This is a genomic window from Streptosporangium sp. OZ121 (assembly GCF_051918885.1).
Lineage (GTDB): Bacteria > Actinomycetota > Actinomycetes > Streptosporangiales > Streptosporangiaceae > Streptosporangium.
Genome location: NZ_JBPXMC010000041.1, coordinates 35554 through 61755 on the forward strand (window position 1 = coordinate 35554; position 26202 = coordinate 61755).

Here is a 26202-nt window from a genome sequence, read left to right on the forward strand (position 1 = left end):
GGCGGCCATGAGCGCGACGTAGACGTCACGTCAGCAGCATGGCTTCGCGACAGGCCGGGCGAACCCAAAACATGACCGCGATGGAGTGAGCTGACCGAGACTTGACCATCTCCCGTGCATCTCCCGCGGGCGGCCGGCCCACCTCGGGGCCGTGACGCGGCAACGCCTTCCCCAAGCCCAGGTCAAGGCTGGGAATGCACACGTCCTAGTAAGACGTGATGACCCCTCGGTCCCCCCTGGCCGTCCGACACGATCGGGTGACCGAGACGGGCGAGATCGCGGGAAACGGCATTCGCGGGGGGAAGCGCATGGATTCAACAGTGGTCGTGGGAGCGGGGCCCGCCGGGCTCACCGCGGCCTACGAGCTGGCCCGGCGAGGACACCCCTGCGAGGTCTTCGAGGCCGACCGCGTGGTCGGCGGGATCAGCCGGACGGAGGAACGCGACGGCTGGCGCTTCGACATCGGCGGGCACCGCTTCTTCACGAAGGTGTCGCGGGTGGAGGACTTCTGGAACGAGATCCTCGGCGAGGAGGACTTCCTGCTCCGCCCGAGAATGAGCCGCATCCACTACAAGGGCCGTTTCTACGACTACCCGCTCAAGGCGTCCAACGCCCTGCTCAACCTCGGTGTCCTCGAATCCCTGCGCTGCGTCGGCTCGTACGCCTGGGCCCGGGTCAGGCCGCCCGCCGACCAGTCGACCTTCGAGGGCTGGGTCGCGGCCAGGTTCGGCCGGCGACTCTACGGGATCTTCTTCAAGACCTACACCGAGAAGGTGTGGGGCGTTCCCGCCGCGAGCATCCAGGCCGACTGGGCCGCGCAGCGGATCAGGAACCTCTCCCTGGGAAAGGCCATCGCCGACGCGCTGACCCCCGGCAGGAACCGGAAGGAGGTCACCAGCCTCATCGAGGAGTTCCGCTACCCCAAGCTGGGACCGGGCATGATGTGGGAGGCCTGCGCCGACCGGGTCCGCGAGCGGGGCTCCGCCGTGCACCTCGGCACCCGGGTCGAGCGCATCCGCCGCCACCGGGGCCGCTTGGCCGTCACCGTCCGCCGGGACGACGGCGGCACGACCCGCCAGGGCGACGGCACCGGCGACGTCCGCTCCGCCGGTGACACCGGCACCGTTCAGCCGGACGGCGGGAGCGCCAACCGCGAGGTGCGCGAAAGCGCAACCCGCGAGGTACGTGGGAACGCCACCCGCGAGATGCGCGGAAGCGCCACCCGCGAGGTGTACTGCGACGACCTCATCTCCTCGATGCCGCTCAACGCCCTGATCCGCGCGTTCGGGCCGGACGTGCCCGACGCCGTCGCCGAGGCCGCCGCGGGGCTGAGATACCGCGACTTCCTCACCGTCGCGCTGGTCGTCCCCGAGCGGTTCTCCTTCCCCGACAACTGGGTCTACATCCACTCCCCCGAGGTCCGGCTCGGCCGGGTGCAGAACTACGGCTCCTGGTCGCCGTACCTGGTGCAGGCCGGGCGGACCTGTCTCGGCCTGGAGTACTTCGTCAACGAGGGCGACGACCTGTGGCGCGCCCCGGACGACGACCTCGTCGCGTTCGGCACCCGGGAGCTGGAGCACCTGGGCCTGGTGACCCCCGGCTCGGTCCAGCGGGGGTACGTGGTGCGGATGCCGAAGGCCTACCCGGTCTACGACGCCGGTTACGCCGACAACGTCGAGGTGCTCAGGAAGTATCTCGACGTGGAGTGGCCGGAGATCCACCCGGTCGGCCGCAACGGCATGCACCGGTACAACAACCAGGACCACTCCATGCTCACCGCGATGCTGACCGTGGAGAACATCGTCGACGGAGCCCGGCACGACGTCTGGGACGTCAACGTCGACGCGGAGTACCACGAGGAGCGCGCGGACCGGAAGCGGGCCGCGAGCGGCACCGGCCGTGACGCCCCCGTCCTCCTCTCGGACGCGCCCGCCTCGGCCTGACGCGCCTCTCCACCCGACCAACACCAGCGATCCCATGACGCCTTGCCTGGCTCGCGCCCACCGGGCCTGAGCCACCGCAGGTCAAGGCTCTCCTCCCAGCCGCCTTGGAGTTGCGCGCATGACAACACAGCGATACACGGCCCCGGACGTCAGCGTCATCGTCATCACCTACAACGACGCGGCCCGGTTACCCCGGGCCGTACGCTCCGTGCTCAGCCAGACGCTCAAGAACCTCGAAGTGATCATCGTGGACGACTGTTCCGGCGACGACACCCCCGCGGTGGCCAGGGCGCTCACCGAGGAGGACGGCCGGGTCCGCTACGTACGGCTGCCCGCCAACAGCGGCGGCTGCGGCGCGCCGCGCAACGCGGGCATGGACGCCTCGCGCTCGCCCTTCCTGATGTTCCTCGACAGCGACGACGAGCTGCCCAGGCACTCCTGCAAGAGCCTCCTGCTGGAGGCGGAGGCGACCGGCGCCGACTTCGTCATGGGCACCGTGGAGCGCGTCGACGAGGCGACCGGCGCCGTCACCCTCTGGTACCCCCAGCTGTTCGCGGAACGGCGGGTCGTGGACGGCATCCGCGCGGAGCCCGAGCTGCTCTTCAACTGCCTGGCGACCAACAAGCTGTACCGGCGGACCTTCCTCGACGTCACCGGCATCCGCTTCCCCGAGGACATCCACCACGAGGACATCGTCTGGTCGACGGAGCTGTTCTGCCGCAGCAAGCTGTTCGCCATCGTGCCGTGGCCGGTCTACCGCTGGCTGCTCGCCGCCACGCCCGCCACCAGGTCGATCTCGTCCCGGCGGCACGAGCTGGAGAACGTGCGCCAGCGCGTCGCCGCCGCCGTCCTGAGCGACCGCGTCCTCGCGAGCACCCACTCCCTCGACCTCAAGGAGGACAAGGACTTCCGCTTCCTCTCCCACGACCTCCGCCTCTACCTGGGCGACCTGCCCCAGCGCGACCCGGCGTGGATCTCCGAGTTCGCCGACATCGTCATCCCGTACGTGGACACGCTCGACCCCGCCGCGATCGAGCGGCTGACCCGGGCGGAGCGGGTGTGCGTCCAGCTCGTCCGCGAGCGGCGCGGAGCGGAGGCGGCGCTCGCCGCCGTCGAGCTGGGGGGCAGGCACTCGATCCCGCCCCGGGTGGTCACCGCGGACGGCGAGCGGGTGTTCTGGGGGGCGACGCTCCCCGGAGGCGAGCAGGGACGGAGCGAGCTGGACGTCACCGAGCTGCACCTGACGGAGCAGCCGCTGTCCGGCGCGCTGCTCAGGCACGAGCTCGTCGACCTGCAGGCGTCGAGGGACGAGATCCGGTTGCGCCTGCGGACCTACGACCCGGGCCGGGTGCTCGACGGCCGCACGCTGACCGCGTGGCTCCGTATCGGCGGCAGGAAGAGGGCGATCGCCTCGATCCCCGTCCAGATGGCACCCGTCGTGATCGAGGCGCCGGGCGAGCGGGAGGAACAGGCCCCGAGGGGGCTCGAAGGACAGTGGGACCCGGAGGAGCCGGAGAGACCGAGGATCCCGCGGATGCCGGGAGCTGCCCCCGAGGGGACGGGCATCCTGGAGGGAACGGTGTCGATCTCCCTGCCCGACCTGGACTGGCCGGACAACGCCGTCAGGCCGCAGGCGGTCACGATCTCGCTCCACGAGGGCGAGCGGCGGAGCATCAGGCCCCTCCTCGCGATCCCGGGGCTGTCGTTCACCTCCGTGGGCACTGTGGGTCCGGCGGGTCCGGCGGGCTCGGGCCGCCTGGTCCTCGAGGCGTCGGCCGACATCCCGTTCCGCCTCACGGCGCGCAGGCTCGGCCCCGCGGCCGGGCGGCGTTTCCCGAACGTGGCGGGCCTCTGGCGGGACCTGCTGTCCGACCTCGCCACCCCCCGCAACCTGGGCCGCTTCTACCGGCTGGTCAGCGCGACGGTGCCGGTGAACCGCCGCCTGGTGCTGTTCGAGTCGGCCGAGGGCACCGGCTACACCGGCAACCCGCGCTACGTCCACGAGGAGTTGCAGCGGCGCGCCACGGGCCTGCGGGCGGTCTGGTCCCACGCCGACGTCCCCGAACGCTTCCCCGAGGACGTCGACCTCGTCCGGCGCGACACCTTCCGCTACGCCTGGACCCTGGCGCGCGCCGGGCACTGGGTGGACAGCCACAACCTCCCCTACTGCTACCGCAAGCGCAAAAGCACCCGCTACCTGCAGACCTGGCACGGTCAGGTGCTCAAGAAGATGGGACTGGACGAGCCCCGGCACCGGGCGCAGCCGTCCCTGGCCAGGAAGTACGCCGAGGCGGTGGCGCGCTGGGACGTGCTGCTCACGCCGGGCCCCGACTTCCGCCGCGACTTCGCGGAGGCCAGCGGCTTCAGGGGCGAGCTGCTGCACGCCGGCTACCCGCGCACCGACGTGCTGGTACGGCACATGGAACCGGCGCAGCGCGAGCGGGCGCGGCGGGTCAGGGAGTTCTTCGAGATCCCCGCGGGAAAGCGCGTGATCCTCTACGCGCCCACCTACCGCGACAGCAGGCGCTTCAGCGGCGACTCGATCCGGCTCGACCTGCCCGCCCTCGCCGGCGTGCTGCCCCCGGACTGGGTGATCCTCGTCCGCGCCCACCAGTACGACCGCTTCGCGGTGCCCGACCCGCTCGGCTGGCTCGTCCGGGACGCCTCGGCGTTCCCCGAGGTCAACGACCTGATGCTCGCCTCGGACGTGCTGGTGACGGACTACTCCTCGATCATGTTCGACTACGCCTGCCTCGGCAGGCCGATCCTCTACTACGTCGACGACTACGAGCGCTACGCCTCCACCCAGCGGGGCGTCTGCTTCGACCTGGCCGAGGTCGCCCCCGGGCCGCTGCTGCGCGACCCCGAGGAGCTGGCCGGGGCACTGGACGGGCTCGCCGAGATCACCGAGCGGTACGGGCGGCGCTACGCGGAGTTCCGCGACCGCTGGTGCGGCCTCGACGACGGGCAGGCGAGCGGCAGGGTCGTGGACGCGTTCTTCCCGGAGGTCGTGCAGTGAGACCGCTTCGTCCCGAAGGTCGTGCAGTGAGACCGCTTCTTCCCCGAGATCACGCAGTAGGGCCACTCCTTCCCCGAGATCACGCGGTGGGATCGCTTCTTCCCGGAGGTCACGCGGTGAGATCGCGCAACGTCTTCTTCCTCAGCACCGACGGCGACTCGATGGGCGGGTCCCAGCGGGTCATCCACACCCTCGCCCAGGGCCTCGGCTCGCGCGGGCACGAGGTCACCCTGATCAGCATCAACCCCTCCCGGCAGCCGCAGACCTACGTCGCCGACCCCGTCTACCGGCACACCACGCTGTACGACACGCCCGCCCCCGAACCCGCCGCCCGCTCGCTGCCGTGGCGCAGGGGCAGGCAGCGCAGGACCCCGGAGGAGATCGACGCCGCCCGGCAGAAGCTGCTGCGGCTGACGGACCGGACCCGCGACGGCTACCTGGTCATCGCCTCGCCCTGGGCCGCCCACTGGATCGCCGACCTGCCCATGCCGCACATCGCCAAGATCGGCCAGTACCACCAGTCGTACGCAGAGGCGGTGGACTCCCCGAACCTCAGGCTGATCAAGAAGCACTACGCGCACCTCGACAAGGCGCTGTTCCTCTGCGACGACTACGCCGCGTCCTTCACCGGACACCGGCTCGCCAACTGCGGGACCATGCTGAACCCGGTCAGCGTCTTCCCCAGGGAGGCGGCCCCGCTGCGCACCCCGCGGATCGTCTCGGCGGGGCGGCTGGTCAGGGTGAAGCGGATCGACCTGCTGATCGACGCCTTCGCCGCCGCGGCCCCGGCCGTCGCCGAGCCGTGGGAGCTGCACATCATCGGCGACGGGCCGCTCCGGGCGGTCCTGGAGGCGCAGGCCGCGCGGACGGGGCTCGGCGACCGGATCGTCTTCCGCGGGCAGGTCGAGAACGTCGAGGCCGAGTACCTGGACGCCTCCATCGTCACCCTGAGCAGCGACTTCGAGGGGTGGGGGCTGGTCCTCGCCGAGGGCGCGGCCTGCGGCCTGCCCGCCGTGGCCTGCGACGCCTCGGCGGGGGTGAGGACCCTGGTCGGGGACGGGGACAACGGCATGCTCACCGAGCCCGGCAACACCGGGAGCTTCGCCGCCGCGCTGGAGCGCCTCATGTCCGACGCAGAGCTGCGCCGCAGGATGGGGGCCAGGGGCAGGGAACGGATGAGGGAGTACCGGCTGCCCCGCGTCCTGGACCGGTGGGAGGCGCTGTTCGACGAGCTCGACCGCTGACGGGCGGGCTCCGGGGCCCGCTCATCGACGGGGTGCCAGGGCCGCCGCCTCCCGCAGGAGCAGCGGAACGAACAGGACCCCGATGAAGATCGGCGACACCATGAACCGGAAGTCCGGCGCGGTGTTGGTGAGGATCACCCCGATCTGCTGCCCCGCGACCACGGCCGCCCCGGCGAGCGCCGCCCGGCTCCCCGTCCGCCACCACGCGAGCGCGGCGGCGGCGTAGGCGAGGTAACACCAGAAGGGCGCCCGCCACAGCAGCCATTCGAGCTGCCTGACCGTGCTCGCGTCCAGCGCGAACAGCCCCGCGGCCAGCAGCCCGGCAAAGATCGGCCGCTGCCGCATCACCGAGGCCGCCGGGGTGCCCTGCCAGCCTTCGGGGAGCCGGGGATCCCTCAGCGAGAAGCGGTAGAGCTCACCGCCGGGTTCGTCCGACGTCGAGGCGACCTGCCAGGCGAGCGCGGCGCGGCAGACCCGGGTGCTCAGCATCATGCCGGGGGCGCGGAGCAGCAGGTCCCGCCAGAGCTCCAGGACGTCGGAGATCCGCTGCTCGGCCCGCGCGTGGCCGAATCCGGGGTCGAAGAAGACGCCCGCCATGGTCTGGCAGGTCGCCCCCCGCCGCCAGGCGTCGAGCGGGGCGATCCCCGCCAGGAGCGCCCGCTGCTCGCGGTCGAAGAGCCGGGGTCTCCGGCCGTACGCCACGGCGAGGTCGCCGAACACCGTCTGGTAGGCGAACGAGCGGGACGGCGGCGCGATGCCCATCGCCGGGTAGCCGGCGCCCAGCAGGAGCAGGGGCGCCGCCACAGCTCCGGCCGCCAGCGTCGCGACCCACCGGCGGGCCCCCGGGTGGCCGTACAGGAGCGCGACCAGCAGCGTGGCGGCGATCGCCGCCACGAGGAAGCCGTTGTTGCGGAAGAGCCCCAGCCCGAGCAGCTCCGCCCCGAGGGCGGCGAAGCGCGGGTCCCAGGCCCACCCTCCGCCGCGCCCACCCCTGTGCCCGGCCACGCCACGCGCACGGGACCGGGCACCGGGTCGGGCACCGGACCGGGTTGCGAGCCGCACGGCGGTGCCCGCGGCCAGTACGGCGCACACGGTGAACGGCACGTCCTTCCACATGGACACCGTGAAGGCGCCGAGCGGCGGTGACAGCGCCGCGCACCCCACCGCCACGAGCAGCGGGCGCCCCCGTACCCCCAGCGACCGGATCGCGCCCGCGAGGTGGGCGAGCGCGGCGGCCATCGCCGCCGTCTGCAGGAGGGTGACCGGGGACAGGTCGCCGGTCACCCTCAGGGAGAGCCCGAGCAGGGCGTCGTAGGCGACCGACTGCCCGGCCACCCAGGGGCCCGTCGTGACGTGCGCGACGTAGGTGACGGAGTCGGGACTCATCAGTCCCGGGTGGAAGGCGAGCCACCAGCCGAGCAGCGCGAGCTGGGCGGTCGCGTAACAGGCGAGGGTGAACCACCGGTCGCGGGCCGGCGCCCCGCCGGTCTCCCCCCGCTCCTCCGTGACCGGTTTCGGGCTCACCGTACTGATCATCATGGTTTTCCCAGCGTGCTCCGGCAGGGGGCCGATGCCCATCATCGGGCACGCCAGAGGTCGGCCCGGCCCGTTATACACAGCCATGACCTGGGGAAACGTCAAGTTTGTGCGGAGCGCGGCAGCACGTGCGGCACCGTGGCCCGATCACGGGAGAGCGGGCCTTTCACAGGACATCGTGACGCTTCAGCCCCGGGAGGCATCAGGCACCTCGATAGGATGCCCACTCGACCGACGTCGATTTGACCCGGAGCTCCCCTCATGAAGCCTCCTGTCCGAATGTTGCTGGCCGCATCCTGTGCGCTGGCCATGTTTTCCATCCCGACCACCGCGTGGAGCGCGGAACAGCCCAGCACGACGGCCACGACGGCGGGCAAGGCCAAGCCCGCTCCCAAGGCCACGCCCACTCCCACGCCGAAGCCCGTGCCCGTGGACTGCGCGAAGGTCAAGTGCATCGCGCTCACCTTCGACGACGGCCCCGGCAAGTACGCGGACAAGCTGCTCGACACCTTCAAGAAGTACAAGTCCAAGGCGACGTTCTTCCTCGAGGGCCAGTACGTGAAGTCCCGCCCCGCCTTCGCCAAGCGGATGGTCACCGAGGGCCATGACATCGGCAACCACAGCTACAGTCACCCGCACCTGCGGGAGCTGTCGGAAGACAAGATCCGCGAGGAGCTGACCAAGACCCAGGACATCGTCAAGAAGTCCACCGGGAAGTACCCGACGACGATTCGCCCGCCCTACGGCGAGTTCGACGAGCGGGTCGCGGCGATCGCCACCCAGATGGGCATGCCGATCATCCTGTGGAACGGCGGTTCGCGGGACTGGGCGACCAAGAACGAGAAGGCCATCTACGACGAGGTGCTCAAGAACGCCAAGCGTGACGGGGTCATCCTCATGCACGACTGGGTGCCGCAGACCGTCACGGTGATGCCGAAGCTGCTGGCCGCCCTGCAGAAGCAGGGATACCACATGGTCGCGGTCTCCTCGCTGCGCGGCGCCAAGGCCACCAAGGCCGGGGACGTCTTCCCGGTCGGCTCCGAGAAGGACGACGGCCTGTCCTCCGATTCGCCCACCGACGACCCGGACGCCTACGCCCAGTCCCCCGAGGACGGCCTCTGAGCCGCCTCGCGGGAGGAAGCGGCTGGGGAGGCACCCGGCCCGCGGGCCAGCCGCCTGCCCAGCCGCTGCATGGGAAGCTCCACGTAGCGGTGGGTGAGCAGGCTCAGGCCGAGCACCACCAGCACGAACGCTGCCGACAGTGACAGCTGCACCACCTGCCCCGCGTCCCGCACGTCACCGACAACGGCGTGCGCGAGCCGCAGCAGCGGGTGGTGCAGCAGGTAGATCGAGTAGCTGACCAGGCCCAGCCAGACGAGGAACCTGGGCAGCCGGCGCTCGCGCAGGGCCATCGCGGCCGCGAACGTCACCCCGGCCAGCGCCATGGTCGCGAACCACGGCCCCGGCCGCACCCACCACCAGCCCGCCTGCTCCGACCAGACCGGGGCCAGTGCCACCAGCACGGTCGCCGCCGCCACCGGCCAGAGCCCGCCCGCGCCCTGCTCCCAGCGGCGGATCGCGGTCCCGGCGAACATCACCGCGAGGATCGCCGCCCCCAGCCAGGGCACGAAGCCCGAGAAGATCAGCAGCACCAGCGCCATCGCGCCGAGGACGTACGCGGCGGCCTTCCGGAACCGGCCGGTGATCAGGCACGCCAGGCCCGCGAAGAACACCACGCCGGACACGTACGCGGGCCAGGGCCCCTCCAGCAGCGGTCCCGTCAGCAGCAGTCCCGCCACGACCGCGACGGCACCGAAGCCCACCGCGTAGGTCCCGCTCGCGCGGTGCGCCCCGCCGACGAACAGCGCGGTGACGACCAGGTAGAAGACCATCTCGTAGGAGAGCGTCCACATGGTGTCGGCCAGGCCGCCCAGGTGCACCACGTCCAGCAGCATCGTGGCGTGCGCGGACACCGACGACAGATCCCTGGGCACCTGCTCGCGGACGGGCATCCAGATCGCCATGACCAGGACGGCCGCCGCGACCAGCAGGTAGATCGGGTAGAGCCGGAACACGCGGCTGATCCAGAAGGCCCTGACGTCGCCGCGCCTCTCCAGCGAGACCGGGATGATGTAGCCGCTGACCAGGAAGAACACCAGGACGCCGTACATCCCGAGGTTGAACCAGTACGGCCTCAGGGCGGGCATGAACCAGGGCAGCAGATGCTCCAGCAACACGGCGACCGCGCCGATGCCACGCAACGCGTCGAGCCACGCCAGGCGGGCGCCGGAGGTCGAGGGGGAGTCTGCGCCGCCGGGGGTGCCGATGGGGGTGGTGGAGGACACCCGCCCCAACTTACCGCCCGGCACCTCGCGAAACCGCGCCATCGACGCCAACGGGCCCGAGCGACCCACCCCCGCGGAGCACTTCGCGCGGCTCGCTTCCACGGTTCAGCCCTCGCGGCTCACCCCCAAGGCTCGGCCCTCGCGGCTCGCTTCCGCGGCTCACCCCCACGGCTCAGCCCTGGCGGCTCACCCCCCGGCCGCGACCTCCGGGGCGACTACTCCCACTCGATGGTGCCCGGGGGCTTGCTGGTCACGTCGAGCACCACCCTGTTGACCTCGCGGACCTCGTTGGTGATACGGGTGGAGATGCGGGCGAGCACGTCGTACGGGACGCGCGACCAGTCGGCGGTCATGGCGTCCTCGCTGGAGACCGGGCGCAGCACGACCGGGTGGCCGTAGGTGCGGCCGTCGCCCTGGACGCCCACCGAGCGGACGTCGGCGAGCAGGACGACCGGGCACTGCCAGATGTCCCGGTCGAGACCGGCGCGGGAGAGCTCCTCGCGGGCGATGGCGTCGGCCTCGCGGAGGATCTCCAGGCGCTCGCGGCTGACCGCGCCGACGATGCGGATGCCCAGCCCGGGGCCGGGGAACGGCTGGCGCCAGACCATGGCGGCGGGCAGGCCGAGCTCCTCCCCCGCCCGGCGCACCTCGTCCTTGAACAATGCGCGGAGCGGCTCCACCAGCGAGAACTGGAGATCGTCGGGGAGGCCGCCGACGTTGTGGTGGGACTTGATGTTGGCGGTACCGGTGCCGCCGCCGGACTCGACCACGTCCGGGTAAAGGGTGCCCTGGACGAGGAAGTCGACGGGGCCGTCGGCGATGATGGCGCGCTGCTCGTCCTCGAAGACCCTGATGAACTCACGGCCGATGATCTTGCGCTTCTCCTCGGGATCGGTGACCCCGTCGAGCGCCTTCAGGAAGCGCTCCTGGGCGTCGACCACGCGAAGCTTGACGCCGGTGACGGCCACGAAGTCGCGCTCGACCTGCTCGGCCTCGCCCTTGCGCAGCAGCCCGTGGTCGACGAAGACGCAGGTCAGCCGATCACCGATGGCCCGCTGGACCATGGCGGCGGCCACCGCGGAGTCGACTCCCCCGGACAGGCCGCAGATGGCGCGGCCCTCGGGGCCGATCTGGGCGCGGATCGCCTCGACCGCGTCCTCGACGATGTTGAGCATCGTCCAGGAGGGGCGGCAGCCCGCGGCGTCGAGGAAGTGCTTCATCACGGCCTGGCCGTGCTCGGAGTGCAGGACCTCGGGGTGGAACTGGACGCCGTACAGGCCCAGCTCGGGCTGCTCGAAGGCGGCGACGGGCGTCTCGGCGGTCGCGGCGGTGACGGTGAAGCCCTCGGGGGCGGCGGAGACGCTGTCGCCGTGGGACATCCAGACCGACTGCGTGGCGGGCAGCCCCGCGAAGAGCACGCCCTGCTGTCCGACGTCGAGGCGGGTGCCGCCGTACTCGGCGGTGCCGGTCCTGGCCACCTCCCCGCCGAGCTCCTGGGCCATGATCTGGAAGCCGTAGCAGATGCCGAAGGTCGGCACACCGGTCCGGAACAGGCCCGCGGGGGCGGCGGGGGCGCCCTCGGCGTACACCGACGAGGGGCCGCCGGACAGGATGATCGCCTTGGGCTTCTTGGCCATCATCTCCTCGACCGGCATCGTCGAGGGGACGATCTCGGAGTAGACGTGGCATTCACGCACCCTTCGCGCGATCAGCTGCGCGTACTGCGCGCCGAAGTCGACGACCAGGACCGTGTCGAAGTCAGACACCAAGACCCCCAAAAGGAACAGAGCGGTGGCCCCAGTCTATCGGCGCCTGTCAGCGCGCCTGGTCGTAGCCGGGAAACGAGGGCAGCGCTCCCGAGACCAGGGCCTCGGTCTGCTCGCGCAGGGCATCCGCGTGGCCGGGGTGGGTGAGGACCAGGAAGCGCTCCTCGCGGATGGCGGCCACCGCGGCGAGCGCCACCTCGGCCGGGTCGATGCCCCCCTCCACCAGGCCGTCGATGATCGCGGAGGAGGCCGCCTCGTCCTCGGTGCGCTCGGCGGCCACGAGGTTCTCCGGCCGGTGGCGGCCGGAGTGGTTGAGGCCGGTGCGCACCCCGCCGGGGCACAGCGCGGTCACCCGGAGCTTGGAACCGGCCGTCGCGAGATCCTGGGCGAGGGACTGCGAGGCGGCGAACGCGGCGTACTTCGAGACCGAGTAGGGGCCGAAGTAGGGGACGGCGAACAGTCCCGCGGCGGAGACGGTGTTGACGATGTGGCCCTCGGTGTCCTGGTCGATCATGCGGGGCACGAAGGCCCGGACCCCGTGGAGCACGCCCCACAGGTTCACCCCGAGCATCCAGGCGAAGTCCTCCGGCTCCCGCGTCCACATCCGGCCGCCCTGGAAGACCCCCGCGTTGTTGCACAGCACGTGGACCGCGCCCAGCTCGCCGAACGTACGGTCGGCGAGGTGATCCACGGCCACCGGGTCGGAGACGTCGGTGATCTCGGTGAGCACCTTGCCCCCGAGGATCCTGCCCTCCGCCGCGCTTCCCCTCGCCGCGCTCCCCTCCACCAGCGAGGCGGTCTCCGCGAGGTCTCCCGGATCGACGTCGGCGAGCATGAGGGACATCCCCTCCGCGGCCAGGCTCAGCGCGAGTGCCCTCCCGATCCCGCTGCCCGCCCCCGTGACGACCGCGACCTTGCCCGACAGTTCACGCATAGCGCTTCCTCCAGCATCATGGTTCACGCATCGTGTTACCTCAGGACCGGCGGTTCACACCTCGCGCCGTCTCCGGTTCACGTCGTACCCTGCGACCGCCCGGGCACAACAGCCGCCCCGCCCGACGACCGACCGGCCACGAAACCGCCGTACCCGACGGCCGATCGGCCACGAAACCGCCGTACCCGACGGCCGATCGGGCACAAACCTAACGGGAAGCCCCCGAACAATCGAGGAGGTCGCCGATGATCGGCACCGGAGTCGTCGTCACCGGCGGGGCGTCGGGGATCGGCCGGGCCTGCGCGCTGGCGCTCGCCGAGGCCGGGCGCCCGGTGGCGATCTGGGACCTGGACGAGGCGGGCGCCAAGGAGACCGCCTCGCTCGCCGCCGCGCACGGCGTCGCCGCGATCGCCGTCCCCGTCGACGTCACCGACTCCTCGGCCTTCTCCGCGGCGACCGCCACCAGCCGCGACGCCCTCACCTCGATCGGCGGCCTCGTGCACGCGGCCGGGATCGCGGCCCCCCTGGCCGTCGGTGACCTGACCGAGGCCTCGTGGGACGCGGTGCTCAACGTCAACCTGCGCGCCCACGCCCTGCTGGTCAAGGCACTGCTGGAGGACCTGCGCGGCCAGGAGGGTTCCGCGATCGTCGGCATCTCCTCGATCGAGGGCCTGGTCGGGCAGGCCTTCATCCCGGCCTACTGCTCGTCCAAGGCGGGCATGCTCGGCCTGACCCGCTCGATGGCCCACGAGCTGGCGCCGATCCGGGTCAACGCCGTCTGCCCCGGCTACGTCGACACCCCGCTGCTCACCACCGCCACGGGCGGCGACGCGGGCTATCTGGAGTCCTTCACCCGCAGGTCGCTCTTCGGCCGCCTGGGCCGGCCCGCCGAGATCGCGGCGGCCGTACGGTTCCTGCTGAGCGACGAGGCGTCGTTCATCACCGGCACCCACCTGGTCGTCGACGGCGGCGCCACGGCCGTCGACCGCTGACCACGCGTCCGCCGCGCCTCCGGATGGACATGCCGCGGGGACCGCCGGTCACGTACCGGCGAGGGCGTGGCCGAGCAGGCCGAGGGGCGGGGAGCCGAGGTCGAGCATGGCGGTGTGGAAGCGGTTGAGGCCGAAGCCGGGGCCCCATTCGGCCCTGGCGCGGTCGCGGAGGTCGAGGATCTCCAGCTTGCCCCAGGTGTAGCGGCCGTAGGTGGGGTCGAAGGTGGCCCGCGCGGCCTCCGAGAGCGCGGCGGGACCGGCGAGGTGGGTGTCGGCGGCGAAGCGGCGGGCGCCCTCCTCGACGGTCATCGCGCCGGAGTGCACGCCGATCGCGCAGGCCAGCCGGGTCACCCTGATGAGCGCCTCCAGCCACACGCCGATCTCGAAACGCGGGTCGTCGGGGGCGAAGCCCTCCTCGACGCAGAGCTCCTCCGCGTAGTGGGCCCAGCCCTCCGCGAAGGCCAGCGACATCAGCGTCCGCCGCACGTCGGAGCGGGCGTGGCGCAGGGCGCGGCCGTGGGAGAAGTGCCCGGGGGCGACCTCGTGCACGTTGATCGCGGGAAGCGTGGTCTCGCTGAAGACCTCCAGCCACTCCTCGGCGTCGCGCTCGGGCCAGGAGGGGTCGGGCGGGGTGACGTGGTACCACGAGGGGCCGTCGGGCTCGCCGGGCGCCGACCAGCTCATCATGGCCATCGCCCACCGGCGCGACTCGGGCGCGATGCCGACCCGGCACTCCCCGTCGTGGTAGGGCACCAGGTCCTTCTCTTTGGTGAAGGCGATCGCCCTCTCGGTGCCGATCCTGGCCGCCTCGATCACGCCGTCGGGGCCGGGGTGCTGCCTGACGAGCTCGCGCGCGACCTCCAGCGGCGGCCGTCCGGCGAACCCCAGCGCGGCGCAGGACTCCGCCAGCCGGGCCATCAGGCGGTCGCGCTCGGCGTCGGCGCGCTCGGCGAGCCGTCCCAGGTCGACCGGGAGGCCGTCGCCCGTGCCCATCAGCCTGGCGAGCCCCTCGGCACCGAGGGAGGCGTCCGGGTCGCCGGTGTGCGCGGCCTTCTCGACGTGCTCCACCAGCCGGGCGTGCGCCCTGAACGCCGCCTCGCGCACGCTCTCCTCGGCGTCATCGGGCACCCCGGAGGCGAGGCCGCGCACCGCGCCGAGCAGGGCGGTCGCGACGGGGGCGCTGAGCAGGTCGAGCGAGGCGACCGCGTTGTCCACCGCCTCGGGCCAGCGGGCCAGGTGCGCGAGCTTGGCGGCGTGCCGCTCGGCCTCGGGGGCGTACTCGCGGTCGTAGGTGGCCAGGTCGAGGTTGCCCAGGTGCTCCAGCGGGCTGCGGCGGTGCAGCTCCAGCTCGCCGAGCTGCACCCGGGCGGCCTCCTCGAAGATCTGCAGGTGCGCCGCGTCGTACGGGTCGGCGGGCAGCGGTCCCCGGCCCAGCGCGGCCAGCCCGGCGCGCACCCCCTCGGGCGACAGGTCCTGGATCAGGCCGTCGTACTCGTGCCGCCCGGCCATTTCCCGGACGCCGGAGACGGTGAGGTCGCACACCGCGCGCAGGCGGCCGTCGAGTTCGGTCATGGACGCGACGCTATATCAGGACGGGTCCGCCCAGCCCGGGAACGATACGCGCGCATTCGAGGGCCGGTCCGGGAACCGGCCGCTCGACTCCTGCCGGGCGTCCGGGTGAAGCACGCCACGGCGGACCGGAATTAATATATGGGAATATGAAATAAGCGCATTGAATACTCGGCGGATCACGCGTGGCGGACGAGAAGTGCGTACTTTTACATGGCACACCTCATATCCACCGTGTTTTCGTATTGCCAGCGCCGGCAGGCGGAAAAGAATGCGGCGGCTCCGCCGATCTCACATATGCGCGATCACCACGACGCGGTCCCTGTGACGGGAGCGGCGGTGGCCGCACCCCGGCGGGATCCACGCCATCGGCGCGGCTCCCGGGTGTGAACACCTCGCGCGTTTCCCGCTTCCCTCCCACCCGTTCGACGCGGATCTCCCGCGTGACGCATTTCCCGTTTGACGCATTTCCCGTTTGACATCGGACCGATTCCCGCATGACGTCGAACCGCGACAGCCGAAGGATGACCTCCCGTGAAAAGCCCGACGGGCGACAGCGCCCTCCTGCGTGACATCGCGATCGCCGAGATCGGACGGGTCCCGGCCCATGACTGGTCGGTCACCGACGGGGAATTCTGGTGCCTGGTCGTTCCCGGCGGATACGCGATGCCCGCGCAGGGCTGGAAACTTCACGTCTCCGCGACGATGCTCTCCGCTCCGATCGTGCTTTCCCGGGTCGTACGGGTGCTGGCCGCCGAGGGGTGCGCCTTCAAGTTTCCCGCGCGGCTGGGCGACTACTGGGAGCTGCTCACCCCCCACTGCGCCCGCGCCCAGGCGGGGAAGTTCGTCACCGCATACCCGGTGGGCGGCGCCGAGGCGGCCCGGCTGGCGCCGCTGCTCGACGAGGCCACCTGGGGGCTTCCCGGCCCGGCGATCCTGTCGGACCGCCCCTACCGGCCCGGCGGGATCGTGCACTACCGCTACGGGGCCTTCGGCGGGCACCGGGTGCTCGGCAACGACGGCTTCTACGAGGTCCGGCTCCGCACGCCGGAGGGGACGGCGATCCCTGACGAGCGGCTGCCACGGTTCTCCCCGCCCTCCTTCGCCGTCTCGCCCTTCACCGCCCCCGGCGCCTCCGGAACGGCGGACCGCGCCTTCGGGGCCTCCGGGCCGCCGCAGCGGCCCGCCGTGCTGCTGAACGGCCGTTTCGTGGTCCGCGAGGCGGTGCGACACGCCAACAGGGGCGGCGTGTACATCGCGGAGGACACCGAGAGCGGCGCCGAAGTCGTGATCAAGGAGGGCCGGCCGCACGCCTCGTCCGATCTCGGGGGCCGGGACGCGCGCGACCGGCTGGCGACGGAGAGGTCCCGGCTGGAGGCCCTGGCGTCCAGCGGGGTCGTCCCGGCCGTGGTCGACTTCTTCGAACAGGGCGGGCACGCGTTCCTCGTCGAGGAACGCGTGCCCGGGACGACGCTGCGGCGCTGGTCCGAGGGGAACGCCGGGCCCATCGGGCACGACGGCTTCGGGAACGGCGCCGCCGAGGTCCGGCCGATCCTGCGGCGCCTCGTCGACGCGCTGCGGGCCGTCCACGACCTCGGCCACGTCTTCCGCGACCTCTCGCCGGACAACGTGATGCTCCTGCCCGGCGGCGACCTCCGGCTCGTCGACCTGGAGTACGCGACGGTGCCGGGCGACATCGTCATGATCGGTGGAACCCCCGGCTACCTCGCTCCGGAACTGGTGCCGCACACCGGCGAGCTCCGGCCGGCGCCGGGAGAGACGGCCGACCTGTTCGGCCTCGGCGGGCTGGCGTACTTCCTCGCGACCGGCGCCGGGCTGGAACTCCCCGAGGACGGCACGACGGGCCCGGCCCGCGGCCGGCGCCTCCTCGACCACGTCGCCGCGGTGTCCGCGGCCAACCCCACCCTCGCCCTCCTCCGCCCCCTGGTGGAGGGACTGGTCACCGAGCCGGAGGAGCGCTGGTCGCTGAACCGCTGCGCGAGGTATCTGGACACGCTCGCCCCGGCGGCTCCCGCCGCCGGCCTCGCGGCGGCGCGGGAGACGCGGGAGACGCGGAAGGCCGGCCCCGTCCTCGCGGGGGCAGGGGCGGGCGGGGCACGACGGGCGGATCTCCTGGTGGCCGACGGGCTGGCGCGGCTGGTGGAGACCATGGACCCCCGGCGGGACAGCCCGTCGCCGTGGCCCAACGCGGTCGCCGGGGACGGCGGGGCCGAGGCGGACCCGTGCTCGGTGAACGGGGGCGTACCGGGCATCCTGGCAGTCCTGACGCTCGCCTCCCGCGCGGCCGTCACGGACAACGCCTTCACAGGCAACACCGTCACAGACAGCACCGTCACAGACAGCACCGTCACAGACAACACCGTTACGAACAACGCCTTCACCGACGACACGGCGGGCGCAAGAGGCGCGGCGTCCGCCGCGGCCGGGTGGCTCCGCCGCCGTCTCTCCGACGAGGACGTCTGGACCCCCGGCCTGTACTTCGGGCGCTCGGGAGCCGTCTGGGCCCTTCACGACGCGGCGGAGGCCGCGGGCGACGACGAGATGCGGGAGTTCGCGCTGCGGGCGGCGGCCCGGCTTCCGGTGGACCACCCGAGCCCCGACGTGACGCACGGGCTGGCCGGGGCCGGCATGACGGTGCTGCGCCTCGCCCTGCGCTCGGGCGACCCCGTGCTCCGCAGGCGGGCCGTGGAGACGTTCGAGAACCTGCACCACGCGCGGTCCTACCGGATGGGGCACCCGCGGTGGCCGACGCCGGAGTCGTTCGACTCCGGTCTCGCGGGCGCCGACCACCTCGGCTTCGCGCACGGGATCGCCGGGGTCGGCACCGCGCTGCTCTACGCCGCCGTCGCCCTCGGCCGCCCGGAGTGGATGGCGACCGTGCGCGAGGTCGCCCGCGCCCTGTACGAGCACGCCGACGTCGACGGCGACACCGCCTGGTGGCCGGCCCTCGCGGGGGATCCGCGGACGGTCCTGCCGCGCCGGCCGCACTGGTGCAGCGGCTCGTCGGGGGTCGGCTCCTTCCTCGTCCGGTACTGGCGCGCCACCGGCGACCCGGACGCCCTGCGGCTCGCCGGCCAGGCGGCGGTCGCGGTGCACAGGACCCGCTGGCAGTCGGGGGCGGTGCCGTGCCACGGCCTGCCCGGCGACGGCGAGTTCCTCCTCGACATGGCCGGGTTCACGGCCGACGACCGGTATCTGCGCTGGGCCGGGGACCTGGCCGGATGCCTGGAGGCCAGAGCCGTGACCCGCTCCGGCAGGCTGCTCGTGCCGGACCCCTTCTCGAAGGTCGTCCCGACGTTCCTCGGTGGCACGGCCGGGATCGTCGCCTTCCTCGTCCGGCTGCGCCACCGGCACGCGCGCCCGTGGATGCTCGACGACGTCGTGGGGGACGCCTGGCGTCCTCCCGTCCCAGGCTCGCCGCCCGCTCCGGGGCGGCGGAAGGAGAAGCGGTCCGCGCCAGGCGCGGCCACGAGACCGGCGAGGAGGTGAAATCGATGTCGTTCGACGTTCAGGACCTTCAGGGTCTTCAGGAGCGCGAGCCGGCCGCCGTCGAGGCGGGCCGCGTCACGAACTGCCGTATCCACATGTTCTGCACCGACAACTGATCACACGGGCCCCCTGCCCTCTCCGCGGCCGGGCAGGGGGCCCCTCGGCCGGCGCGGCCGCCGCGCGCCCTCCCCCTGTTCACCCCGGCTCGCGAAGTCCCGCGACGATGACCTCCAGGGCGGACCGGGGAGCCCTGCCGAGCAGGGCGCGCAGGTCGCCGCCCGTCGCGTCCATGAACCCGTTCGCGATCGAGGAGTAGGTGCTCACCAGCATCGGGACCTGGAAGGATGCCAGGCCGAGGGCGGTGAACGCCTCGCGGGCCCCGGCGAGGGTGCCGGGCTCGTACGCGACGGTGCCTCCCGTGGCCCCGGTGAGGGCCGCGGCCAGTTCCGCGCCGCCTATCGCCGCCTCCCCGACCAGCTCGTAGGTCCGGCCCGCGTGCGCGGAGGCATCGGTCACGACCAGGGCGGCCACGTCGGCCAGGTCCTCGCGGGCCACCGCGGCCAGCCGTCCCGCTCCCAGCGGCGCGGTGATCCTGCCGTCCACGGCGGGCGCGAGCGTCGCCAGCAGCTCGGCGTAGAGGCCGTTGCGCAGGATCGTCCAGTTCGCGGCCCCCTCGCGGAGCCTGCGCTCGGTCCAGCGGTGGGCGAGCGCGTAGGCCAGGTGGTCCCCGGCGGCGCTGAGGCCGGTGTAGACGATGTGCGAGACCCCGGCCTTCTCCGCCGCCTCGATCGCCGCGCCGTGCCTGGCGATCACCACGTCGTCCTCGCCGTAGCCCGCGGAGATCAGCAGCAGCGTGTCCACCCCGGCGAAGCCCTCCTCCAGCGAGGCGGGGTCCTCGAAGTCGACCAGGCGGGCCGGTGTCCCGGCGGGAACCGCCTCCGTGGTACGGCTGCCGATCACCACGTCGTCCCGCCCGGCCAGCCGCACGGCGACGAGCCGCCCCAGTGCGCCCGTCGCCCCCGTCATGAGAATCATGGAATCTCCCCCGTGTGAGTGGTTCTCTTCGGTAACCGGGTCCATCATCGACAACCAGGACACGTGGCATAAGGAGGCACTTCGATGTCAGTGGGGCACACCGCGGTAACCACGGAGCCGGTCGTCTCCTGCGGAGGCGAGGACTGCGGCATCCGTGAGGTCCTCGACCGGATCGGCGACAAGTGGTCGGTGCTGGTGGTCGTGGAGCTGGCCCAGGGGGTGCGCCGGTTCCGCGAGCTCCAGCGGGCCCTGCCCGGCATCTCGCAGCGGATGCTCACCCTGACCGTGCGCCGCCTGGAGCGCGACGGCCTGATCTCCAGGACCGTCCACCCCGTCGTCCCGCCGCAGGTCGACTACGAGCTGACCCCGTCCGGCCACAGCCTCACCCACCTGTTGCGGACCCTCGTCGACTGGTCGGCCGAGCACCGCGACGGCATCGCCGAGTCGCGCCGCCGCTGGGACGCCGCCCACCCGGACTCCGGGATCCGCTGAGGGCTCCTGGATCTACCCCGGGATTCCCCGGAGACCGGGATTCCCCGGAGACCGGCCTCGCGCACCGGCCACAGCGGGGCCGGCGAGGCACTCCGGCGAGGTCCCGACCGGTTCTCCGGGCGCGGGTTCGCCCCGCCGACGGCCCGCTGGACCGTGTCCGCGTCATGTGCAGGCCCGGTCCGGCCCTCCAGGCGGGGTTTCACCGGAAACCGGCCGTGGCCTCCTCCGGGCCGGCGATCCGGTCGAGCAGCGCCTCCAGCGTCTTGTCGTCCGTCGCGGGGGCCATCACGGTGACCCGCAGGTGGCGGACCCCGCCGACCTCGGCCGAGGTCAGCTGGAAGGCCCCGTCCTCCATCAGGCGCTCGCGGATGTCCGCCTGGTCGCCGGTGCCGTACCGGAAGCAGACGATGTTGCTCTCCGGCTCGTACGGGCACTCGAAGCCCGGCCGCTCGCGGGCCAGTTCCCAGAAGCGGTGCGCGGTGGCGTACCGGCGCGCGACGTACTCGCCCAGGCCACGCTCGCCCCGCCAGGCCAGGTTGAGAAAGATCTTCAGGCCCAGCTCGGCCTTGCTGCACTCCACGGTCCTGCCGATGAGGTCGAAACCCTGCTCCCCGTAGAACAGGTAGCTGGCCCGCTGCCGGAAGGCCGCGTCCAGGTCGCCCTCGCGCCGGGTCAGCACCGCCGCGGCCAGGCTGGAGGTACGCAGCATCTTGTGCGCGTCCCAGATCAGCGAGTCGGCGAGGTCGATCCCGTCGAGCAGGTGGCGGTGCTTCTCGGAGAGCAGCGCGGAGGCTCCGTGGGCGCCGTCCACGTGGAACCAGACGCCGTTGGCCGCGCAGAACTCCCCGATCCCGCGCAGGTCGTCGTGGAGGCCGGTCCCGGTCGCGCAGGCGTTCGCCACCAGGGCCATCGGCCGCCGCCCCGCCCGGCGCACCCGCTCCAGGGCCTCGGGCAGGCGGGCGACGTCGATCCTGCCGAGCCCGTCCACCTCCAGCGGCACCACGGCCCGCTCCCCCAGGCCGAGGATCGCGGCGGCGCGGGTGAGCGAGTAGTGCGACGACGCCGGGGCGAGCAGCGCGAGGTCGCCGGGGACGCCCTCGGTCCACGCCTGCGGGGCCACCGACGCCCGCGCGGCCAGCAGCGCGGTGAGGTTGGCCAGCGATCCCCCGTGGGTCAGCACCCCGCCGCCCGCCTCGCCGAAACCGACCTTGCCGAGCATCCAGCGCAGCACCTCGAACTCCACGGTCGCCGCCGAGGCGCCCATCTCGTAGATCGCCATCGGGTTGTTGCTCACGCCGTGGACGAGGTCGGCGAGGGCCGCGGGGAAGTCGGGAGCGGCGACCTGATGCCCGAGGTAGGCGGGATGGTGCAGCCGCGTGCCCTCGGCGAGGTAGGTGCGCAGGAACTCCGCGTGGTCGCCGGCGGTCATCCCGCCCTCGCGGATCCACCGGGCGAGCCCGAGCCGCTCGGCCAGCTCACCGGGGGGTCTGCGGCCGAGCACGGGTGGCACGCCCCGCTGGCTCTCGTCGACGTAGGCGGCCAGCTCGTCGACGGTCACGGTCGCCGCGTTCACGAATTCCTCAACATTCCATGTCACACGGGGATACTGGTCGAATTCACGACAGCTCGCCAGGCGAGCCGAATTGGGCGGAGGTGAACCCGGTGAGCGTCGAACTGGATTCGGTGGACCGGCGAATTCTGGCCGAGCTGCAGAAGGATGCGCGACTCCCCAACAAGGACCTGGCCGAACGGGTGGGCGTCGCCCCCTCCACGGCGCTGGAGCGGGTGCGCTCCCTGCGGAGGCGCGGGGTGATCGGCGCCTTCCGCGCCGAGGTCGACCCGGCGACGCTGGGCCGTCCACTGCAGGCGCTGCTCGCCCTGCGGGTCCGGCCGCACACCAGCCAGCTCGTCGACCCGCTGCGGGCCTTCGTCCTGGGCCTGCCCGAGACCATCGCCCTGTTCCACGTGGCCGGGCCGCAGGACTTCCTGGTCCACGTGGCGGTCGCCGACGCCGACCGCCTGCACCGCCTGCTGCTGGAGAAGTTTCTGATCCGTCCCGAGATCGTGCACGTCGAGACGACCCTCATCTACCGGACCGAGACCCAGCCCGTCCAGCGGCCCGCCGGCTGACCCCTGGAAAGAGAACCTCTTCCGCCTGGCCAACTTGCGCGTTCTGTAGAATTAACTCTACGTCAGGTATCATCATCTCCGCATGGATCGGCACCCCGACAAGGAGATACGAGCGGCGATCGATCACATGATCGCCGCAGGCTGGATCATCGAAAAGGCAGGAGGTCATGCGTGGGGACGCGCGTCATGTCCCGGTGGACATCGGGGGTGCAGGCCTCCCACGTCCATCTGGTCGACACCGCGCTCACCAGAGGGGCACGCCAAGCGGCTGCGGCGTCTCGTCGACCAGTGCCCACACGGGTTTGAGAACGACATATCAGAGGGAGCGTGAGCCCCATGACCGTCTACAGTTTCGAACTTCACTTCACGGCTCCGAGCGGTGAAACGGTGATCGACGCCTTGTACGAGGCCGGATGGGACGACGCCACGGTGTCGTTCGACCCCATCGCGGGAGGACCTGGCGTCGCGGCGTTCGATCGCGAGGCCGGCGGGGCGGTGGAGGCGATCGCGTCCGCGATCATCCAGGGGCGCTCGGCGGGAATCGAGGTGACCGGGGTGAGCGAGGATCTCGTGACGCTCTCCGAGATCGCCGACCGTACCGGCCGGACCTTCGCCACAGCCGATCACTGGGCCGTCGGACGCCGCGGGCCGGGAGGCTTTCCCGAGCCGAAGGTGCGGCGTCCCCGCGTGAGTCTGTGGTCGTGGGCGGAGGTGGCGACCTGGCTCCACAGGAATCGCCTCGCCGAGGTCTCGCCCAGGGAGGTAGAACTCGCCGAGGTGTGCGAGGTCGCGGATTCGCTCATCCGCGCCCGACGCCTCCAGCAGCGGCTTCCAGAGAAGGATCGCGAGCGCCTCCACCACGCGATGGCCTGACATCGGCCCTTGAATCGTCGGCTTGCCACCCGCCTTCGCGTGCCGTGTCAGACGAAGTACTTCCACGTGATGCCGACGACGGGAAGGCGCTGGTCGAATTCACGGCATCCGGCCAACCGGGACGCGACCGGCGTGACCGTTCACCGCCTGGCTCCCGGGCTCAGGATGATGTCCGGGTGGCCGGATGAGTCGCTCAAGAGGGAATCCACCAGCGGGCCCAGACGGTTTTGCCGGGGCCGTCGGGGAGTGGGGTGACGCCGGATTCGTGAGCGAGGGCCTCGACGATGGTGAGGCCCCGGCCGTGCAGGGCGTCGGTGTCGAGACGGAGGTGCCGGGGCTGCCCCGGCCCGCGGTCGGTCACCTCCAGACGGAGTTCATCGGCTCCGGCCCGCAGGGAGAGGGTCGCCGGGGCGTCGCCGTGGACGACGGCGTTGGCCAGGAGCTCCCCGGCCACGAGGACCACGTCGTCAGCGAGGTACGCCAACGTCCAGGCGGTGAGGGTGTCGTCCACCAGGGCGCGGATCTTGGCGATCGCCGAGGGGTCGTGGGGCACGTCCCAGCAAGCGGTTCGGGGGTCGTCCGGGATGTCGGGCATCGTGGCTCCTCGGAGTGCCGATGAGGTGTGTTCGCTCTCCCGCGTCCGTGAGGGTGGTGACGCGGTGGGTCGGGTCTCGTGCGCCGGCCGGAGATGCTCGGCCTCGCGCATCAGGTCGCGGAGCTCTTCGACGGTGCCCGCGTACACGATCAAGGGTTGAGGTGCGGACCAGAGGGCGACGGCATGGAAGCGCCGGGTGGCCGGGCCGTACCAGACGGCCCAGGCGGGTTCGAGCAGGTCGAGCTGCCGAGCGCGGGCCACGCTGGCCATGTCCCAGCGGCGGGGAGCGGCCGGAGAGACGAGTGCGCCCCGCCGGTGCCGCCCGGTCGGCCGCTCCCGACCTTCCCGCCCACTCATACCGTCACCGCCGGCGTGGTGGAGCTCGTGCTCACCGGACGCGAACCTGCGGGGTTCGGCGGCCATCCATGCCGGTGGGGAAAAGCCGTCGTTGTCACGAGCTGGTCCTGTCGCCGGTGCCGTCCGGGCGAGTCGGGCGGGAAGGCGGGCCTCAGCGGAGGCCGAGCCGTACGAGGTTCGGTGTGCGGCGGCGGAGGGGAGGTCGGAGGTTCGGGCCGGAGGATCGGTCTCGTCGATACGGCCACCGCCTGGGACCGACCGCACAGGCCGAGACGCCTGCGCGCGGCCATCCGGGCGCGGACCTGCGCGGCGGTGGGCTGCTGCCAGTCGTGGTGGGTCCGGTGCGGCAGGCTCGCGGCCTCGTGGGCGTACGGGGGATGCCCGCACCAGCGGCAACCGAGCGGCATCGGCGGTTGGTCGGCGTGCCAACGAACCCGGATCGGCCTGGGGTTTCCTCTAGGGTTGTGCATCGGATCGGACCTCCTGAGTCCGGTCAAGGGGCCCGTCCTGGCGTGCGATGCCGTGACGGGCCCCGCTTTCATTCGGGGCGGCCTGCCATCAGAAAAGCGTCGGCACCTGTCTCCTCACCAGCGCGTATGCCAGGTGCGCACGCCACGTGCAGGATCTGCATATCCAGCCTCTTGGAGAGGGGCGGCGGCGTATGGTGACCGAGGGGAATGATGTCGTGACCAGGAGTCGCGATGAGCGGGCAACAAAGTACGCACGATGATGATCAATGGCAGTCGCCACAGCTGCGAGCGCTGATCACGACCCATGACGTCGGCGGCGTTATCAGGTTCGCGCGGCAGCTACGGAGCTGGAAACAAGCCGACTTGGGGAAAGCCTCGGGCTACTCGGCATCGACGATCTCCCGGCTGGAGACAGGTCGGCGTGCGGGGATCGACCTTCAGGTACTGCGCCGCGTCGCCCACGCAGCCGGGGTACCGGGTCATATCCTTAGCGCGCTGATCAATCCGGTTACGGTGGCTGAAACGATCGGTCAGCCCGCGAAAGAAGACTTGATGCGTCGCCGCACCCTGCTGTCCGCCGCCGGACTCGCCATCCCTGCCCATCTGCTGTCCAGGCTCGATGACGCGCTGGCCATACCGCCTGCGTCCTCCGGTCCTCCCCTGCCCGAGCAGATTGCCTCCCGTCTGGCCTGGGCGCGAAGCCGCTTCGCCAGCGGTGATCTGGCTCGGCTTGTCGCTGATCTTCCTGACCTTCTGGCTCTGGCCCACGAAGCGGCCGATAGCCGGAAAGCGGATGCTTGCGCGCAGGCAGCCGCCTGCTACGACCTGGCGACCGAGGCCCTGGACAAGATCGGGAGATATGAGGCGAGCAGGATCACCGCTGACCGCGCCAGCGTGTTCGCGGGCCTGTCCGGCTCCCCGATCAGCATGGCCGCCTCGGCGCGATCCCTGGGCATCGTGCTACGCCATGAAGGTCGCCAGAAAATCGCCGACCAGCTCACTCTGCAGGCCACCCACCGCCTGGAGAGCACAGGACTTGGCACGCCCGCCCACGCCGCCGCCTACGCTCAAATGCTGTGCACCTGCGCCTACAACGCCGCACAAGCAGGAGACCGAGATCGCGCCCTAGAAATGATCAAACAAGCCGCGCACGTCACCACCCGGCTTCCCATGCAGGCGATTGCCGACCAGCCCTTCAGCATCGGCCCCGCGCACGTCCGCCTGTACGAGATCGGCGTGCACTGGTCCCTCGGCGACGCTGGAGCGGCCCTGCACGCCGGGCGCGACGTGCATCCCAGCCAACTATCCACCCCTGGGGCCCTCACCCCGATGTGTGGACACCTTGAGTGCCGGATGATGGAAATCCGGAGACAAGGAGTTCCACGTGGCGAT

The 26202-nt window shown here is 71.9% G+C and carries 18 protein-coding genes; 10 read left to right on the top strand and 8 right to left on the bottom strand.

The window, feature by feature from the left end; genetic code table 11:
* The first annotated feature begins 308 nt into the window (after nucleotides 1-308).
* From ACTOQ1_RS39510 to ACTOQ1_RS39520, 3 genes are all read left to right on the top strand, one after another.
* Complete coding sequence (locus tag ACTOQ1_RS39510) at nucleotides 309-1943, top strand: NAD(P)/FAD-dependent oxidoreductase (RefSeq protein ID WP_440073343.1); 1635 nt, start codon at nucleotides 309-311, stop codon at nucleotides 1941-1943.
* A 118-nt stretch (nucleotides 1944-2061) separates the two neighbouring features.
* A complete protein-coding gene (locus tag ACTOQ1_RS39515) occupies nucleotides 2062-4962 on the top strand; it encodes a CDP-glycerol:glycerophosphate glycerophosphotransferase (protein WP_440073345.1) in 2901 nt (966 codons plus the stop codon).
* A gap of 116 nt (nucleotides 4963-5078) precedes the next feature.
* Complete coding sequence (locus ACTOQ1_RS39520; protein WP_440073347.1) at nucleotides 5079-6206, top strand: glycosyltransferase; 1128 nt, start codon at nucleotides 5079-5081, stop codon at nucleotides 6204-6206.
* Nucleotides 6207-6227: 21 nt separating this feature from the next.
* On the opposite strand, the gene ACTOQ1_RS39525 is transcribed toward ACTOQ1_RS39520, so the two are convergent.
* Nucleotides 6228-7730, bottom strand: a complete 1503-nt coding sequence (locus tag ACTOQ1_RS39525) for a hypothetical protein (RefSeq protein ID WP_440073348.1) — start codon at nucleotides 7728-7730, stop codon at nucleotides 6228-6230.
* A gap of 321 nt (nucleotides 7731-8051) precedes the next feature.
* Between ACTOQ1_RS39525 and ACTOQ1_RS39530 the strand changes: the two genes are divergently transcribed.
* On the top strand, nucleotides 8052-8864 hold the full coding sequence (locus ACTOQ1_RS39530; RefSeq protein ID WP_440073349.1) for a polysaccharide deacetylase family protein: 813 nt from the start codon (nucleotides 8052-8054) through the stop codon (nucleotides 8862-8864).
* Here the strand turns inward: ACTOQ1_RS39530 and ACTOQ1_RS39535 are convergent.
* The 3 genes from ACTOQ1_RS39535 to ACTOQ1_RS39545 form a co-directional block, all read right to left on the bottom strand.
* Nucleotides 8834-10087 (bottom strand): acyltransferase family protein, encoded by a 1254-nt coding sequence (locus ACTOQ1_RS39535; protein ID WP_440073350.1) that lies wholly within the window; start codon nucleotides 10085-10087, stop codon nucleotides 8834-8836. The genes ACTOQ1_RS39530 and ACTOQ1_RS39535 overlap by 31 nt on opposite strands.
* Before the next feature lie 215 nt (nucleotides 10088-10302).
* Nucleotides 10303-11874: a glutamine-hydrolyzing GMP synthase gene (gene guaA / locus ACTOQ1_RS39540; RefSeq protein ID WP_440073369.1), complete on the bottom strand. Its 1572-nt coding sequence runs from the start codon at nucleotides 11872-11874 to the stop codon at nucleotides 10303-10305.
* 28 nt (nucleotides 11875-11902) lie between these two features.
* Nucleotides 11903-12787: an SDR family NAD(P)-dependent oxidoreductase gene (locus ACTOQ1_RS39545; protein WP_440073351.1), complete on the bottom strand. Its 885-nt coding sequence runs from the start codon at nucleotides 12785-12787 to the stop codon at nucleotides 11903-11905.
* A gap of 245 nt (nucleotides 12788-13032) precedes the next feature.
* Here ACTOQ1_RS39545 and ACTOQ1_RS39550 point away from each other — a divergent pair, with 245 nt between their 5' ends.
* Nucleotides 13033-13779, top strand: coding sequence for an SDR family NAD(P)-dependent oxidoreductase (locus tag ACTOQ1_RS39550; RefSeq protein WP_440073352.1), 747 nt, complete (start codon nucleotides 13033-13035; stop codon nucleotides 13777-13779).
* A gap of 48 nt (nucleotides 13780-13827) precedes the next feature.
* Here ACTOQ1_RS39550 and ACTOQ1_RS39555 read toward each other — a convergent pair whose 3' ends face one another.
* Nucleotides 13828-15351: a DUF885 family protein gene (locus ACTOQ1_RS39555; RefSeq protein WP_440073354.1), complete on the bottom strand. Its 1524-nt coding sequence runs from the start codon at nucleotides 15349-15351 to the stop codon at nucleotides 13828-13830.
* A gap of 531 nt (nucleotides 15352-15882) precedes the next feature.
* Between ACTOQ1_RS39555 and lanL the strand changes: the two genes are divergently transcribed.
* A complete protein-coding gene (gene lanL, locus ACTOQ1_RS39560) occupies nucleotides 15883-18858 on the top strand; it encodes a class IV lanthionine synthetase LanL (RefSeq protein WP_440073356.1) in 2976 nt (991 codons plus the stop codon).
* A 195-nt stretch (nucleotides 18859-19053) separates the two neighbouring features.
* Here lanL and ACTOQ1_RS39565 read toward each other — a convergent pair whose 3' ends face one another.
* Entirely contained in the window at nucleotides 19054-19893 is an 840-nt protein-coding gene (locus tag ACTOQ1_RS39565) for an NAD(P)H-binding protein (RefSeq protein WP_440073358.1), read from the bottom strand.
* Nucleotides 19894-19977: 84 nt separating this feature from the next.
* On the opposite strand from ACTOQ1_RS39565, the gene ACTOQ1_RS39570 reads away from it, so the two are divergent.
* Nucleotides 19978-20385 carry a winged helix-turn-helix transcriptional regulator gene (locus tag ACTOQ1_RS39570; protein ID WP_362678573.1) on the top strand — a complete coding sequence of 136 codons (408 nt, stop codon included), beginning with the start codon at nucleotides 19978-19980 and terminating at the stop codon, nucleotides 20383-20385.
* A gap of 199 nt (nucleotides 20386-20584) precedes the next feature.
* Here ACTOQ1_RS39570 and ACTOQ1_RS39575 read toward each other — a convergent pair whose 3' ends face one another.
* A complete protein-coding gene (locus ACTOQ1_RS39575) occupies nucleotides 20585-21982 on the bottom strand; it encodes a pyridoxal phosphate-dependent decarboxylase family protein (protein WP_440073359.1) in 1398 nt (465 codons plus the stop codon).
* Between the two features lie 65 nt (nucleotides 21983-22047).
* On the opposite strand from ACTOQ1_RS39575, the gene ACTOQ1_RS39580 reads away from it, so the two are divergent.
* Both ACTOQ1_RS39580 and ACTOQ1_RS39585 read left to right on the top strand, forming a co-directional pair.
* On the top strand, nucleotides 22048-22515 hold the full coding sequence (locus tag ACTOQ1_RS39580; RefSeq protein ID WP_440073361.1) for an Lrp/AsnC family transcriptional regulator: 468 nt from the start codon (nucleotides 22048-22050) through the stop codon (nucleotides 22513-22515).
* A gap of 336 nt (nucleotides 22516-22851) precedes the next feature.
* A complete protein-coding gene (locus ACTOQ1_RS39585; RefSeq protein WP_440073363.1) occupies nucleotides 22852-23388 on the top strand; it encodes a hypothetical protein in 537 nt (178 codons plus the stop codon).
* Nucleotides 23389-23581: 193 nt separating this feature from the next.
* On the opposite strand, the gene ACTOQ1_RS39590 is transcribed toward ACTOQ1_RS39585, so the two are convergent.
* Complete coding sequence (locus tag ACTOQ1_RS39590; RefSeq protein WP_440073364.1) at nucleotides 23582-24406, bottom strand: ATP-binding protein; 825 nt, start codon at nucleotides 24404-24406, stop codon at nucleotides 23582-23584.
* Nucleotides 24407-25041: 635 nt separating this feature from the next.
* On the opposite strand from ACTOQ1_RS39590, the gene ACTOQ1_RS39595 reads away from it, so the two are divergent.
* Nucleotides 25042-26202 (top strand): helix-turn-helix domain-containing protein (locus tag ACTOQ1_RS39595; protein ID WP_440073365.1); only part of this gene is annotated, 1161 nt, incomplete at its 3' end.

What these genes read in the sequence shown, in the direction of transcription:
- ACTOQ1_RS39590 (WP_440073364.1), bottom strand. Translation starts at nt 24,406, where the DNA reads ATGGCCGCCGAACCCCGCAGGTTCGCGTCCGGTGAGCACGAGCTCCAC.
- ACTOQ1_RS39515 (WP_440073345.1), top strand. Translation starts at nt 2,062, where the DNA reads ATGACAACACAGCGATACACGGCCCCGGACGTCAGCGTCATCGTCATC.
- ACTOQ1_RS39570 (WP_362678573.1), top strand. Translation starts at nt 19,978, where the DNA reads ATGTCAGTGGGGCACACCGCGGTAACCACGGAGCCGGTCGTCTCCTGC.
- ACTOQ1_RS39585 (WP_440073363.1), top strand. Translation starts at nt 22,852, where the DNA reads ATGACCGTCTACAGTTTCGAACTTCACTTCACGGCTCCGAGCGGTGAA.
- ACTOQ1_RS39545 (WP_440073351.1), bottom strand. Translation starts at nt 12,787, where the DNA reads ATGCGTGAACTGTCGGGCAAGGTCGCGGTCGTCACGGGGGCGGGCAGC.
- ACTOQ1_RS39565 (WP_440073358.1), bottom strand. Translation starts at nt 19,893, where the DNA reads ATGATTCTCATGACGGGGGCGACGGGCGCACTGGGGCGGCTCGTCGCC.
- ACTOQ1_RS39510 (WP_440073343.1), top strand. Translation starts at nt 309, where the DNA reads ATGGATTCAACAGTGGTCGTGGGAGCGGGGCCCGCCGGGCTCACCGCG.
- ACTOQ1_RS39555 (WP_440073354.1), bottom strand. Translation starts at nt 15,351, where the DNA reads ATGACCGAACTCGACGGCCGCCTGCGCGCGGTGTGCGACCTCACCGTC.
- ACTOQ1_RS39550 (WP_440073352.1), top strand. Translation starts at nt 13,033, where the DNA reads ATGATCGGCACCGGAGTCGTCGTCACCGGCGGGGCGTCGGGGATCGGC.
- ACTOQ1_RS39530 (WP_440073349.1), top strand. Translation starts at nt 8,052, where the DNA reads ATGTTTTCCATCCCGACCACCGCGTGGAGCGCGGAACAGCCCAGCACG.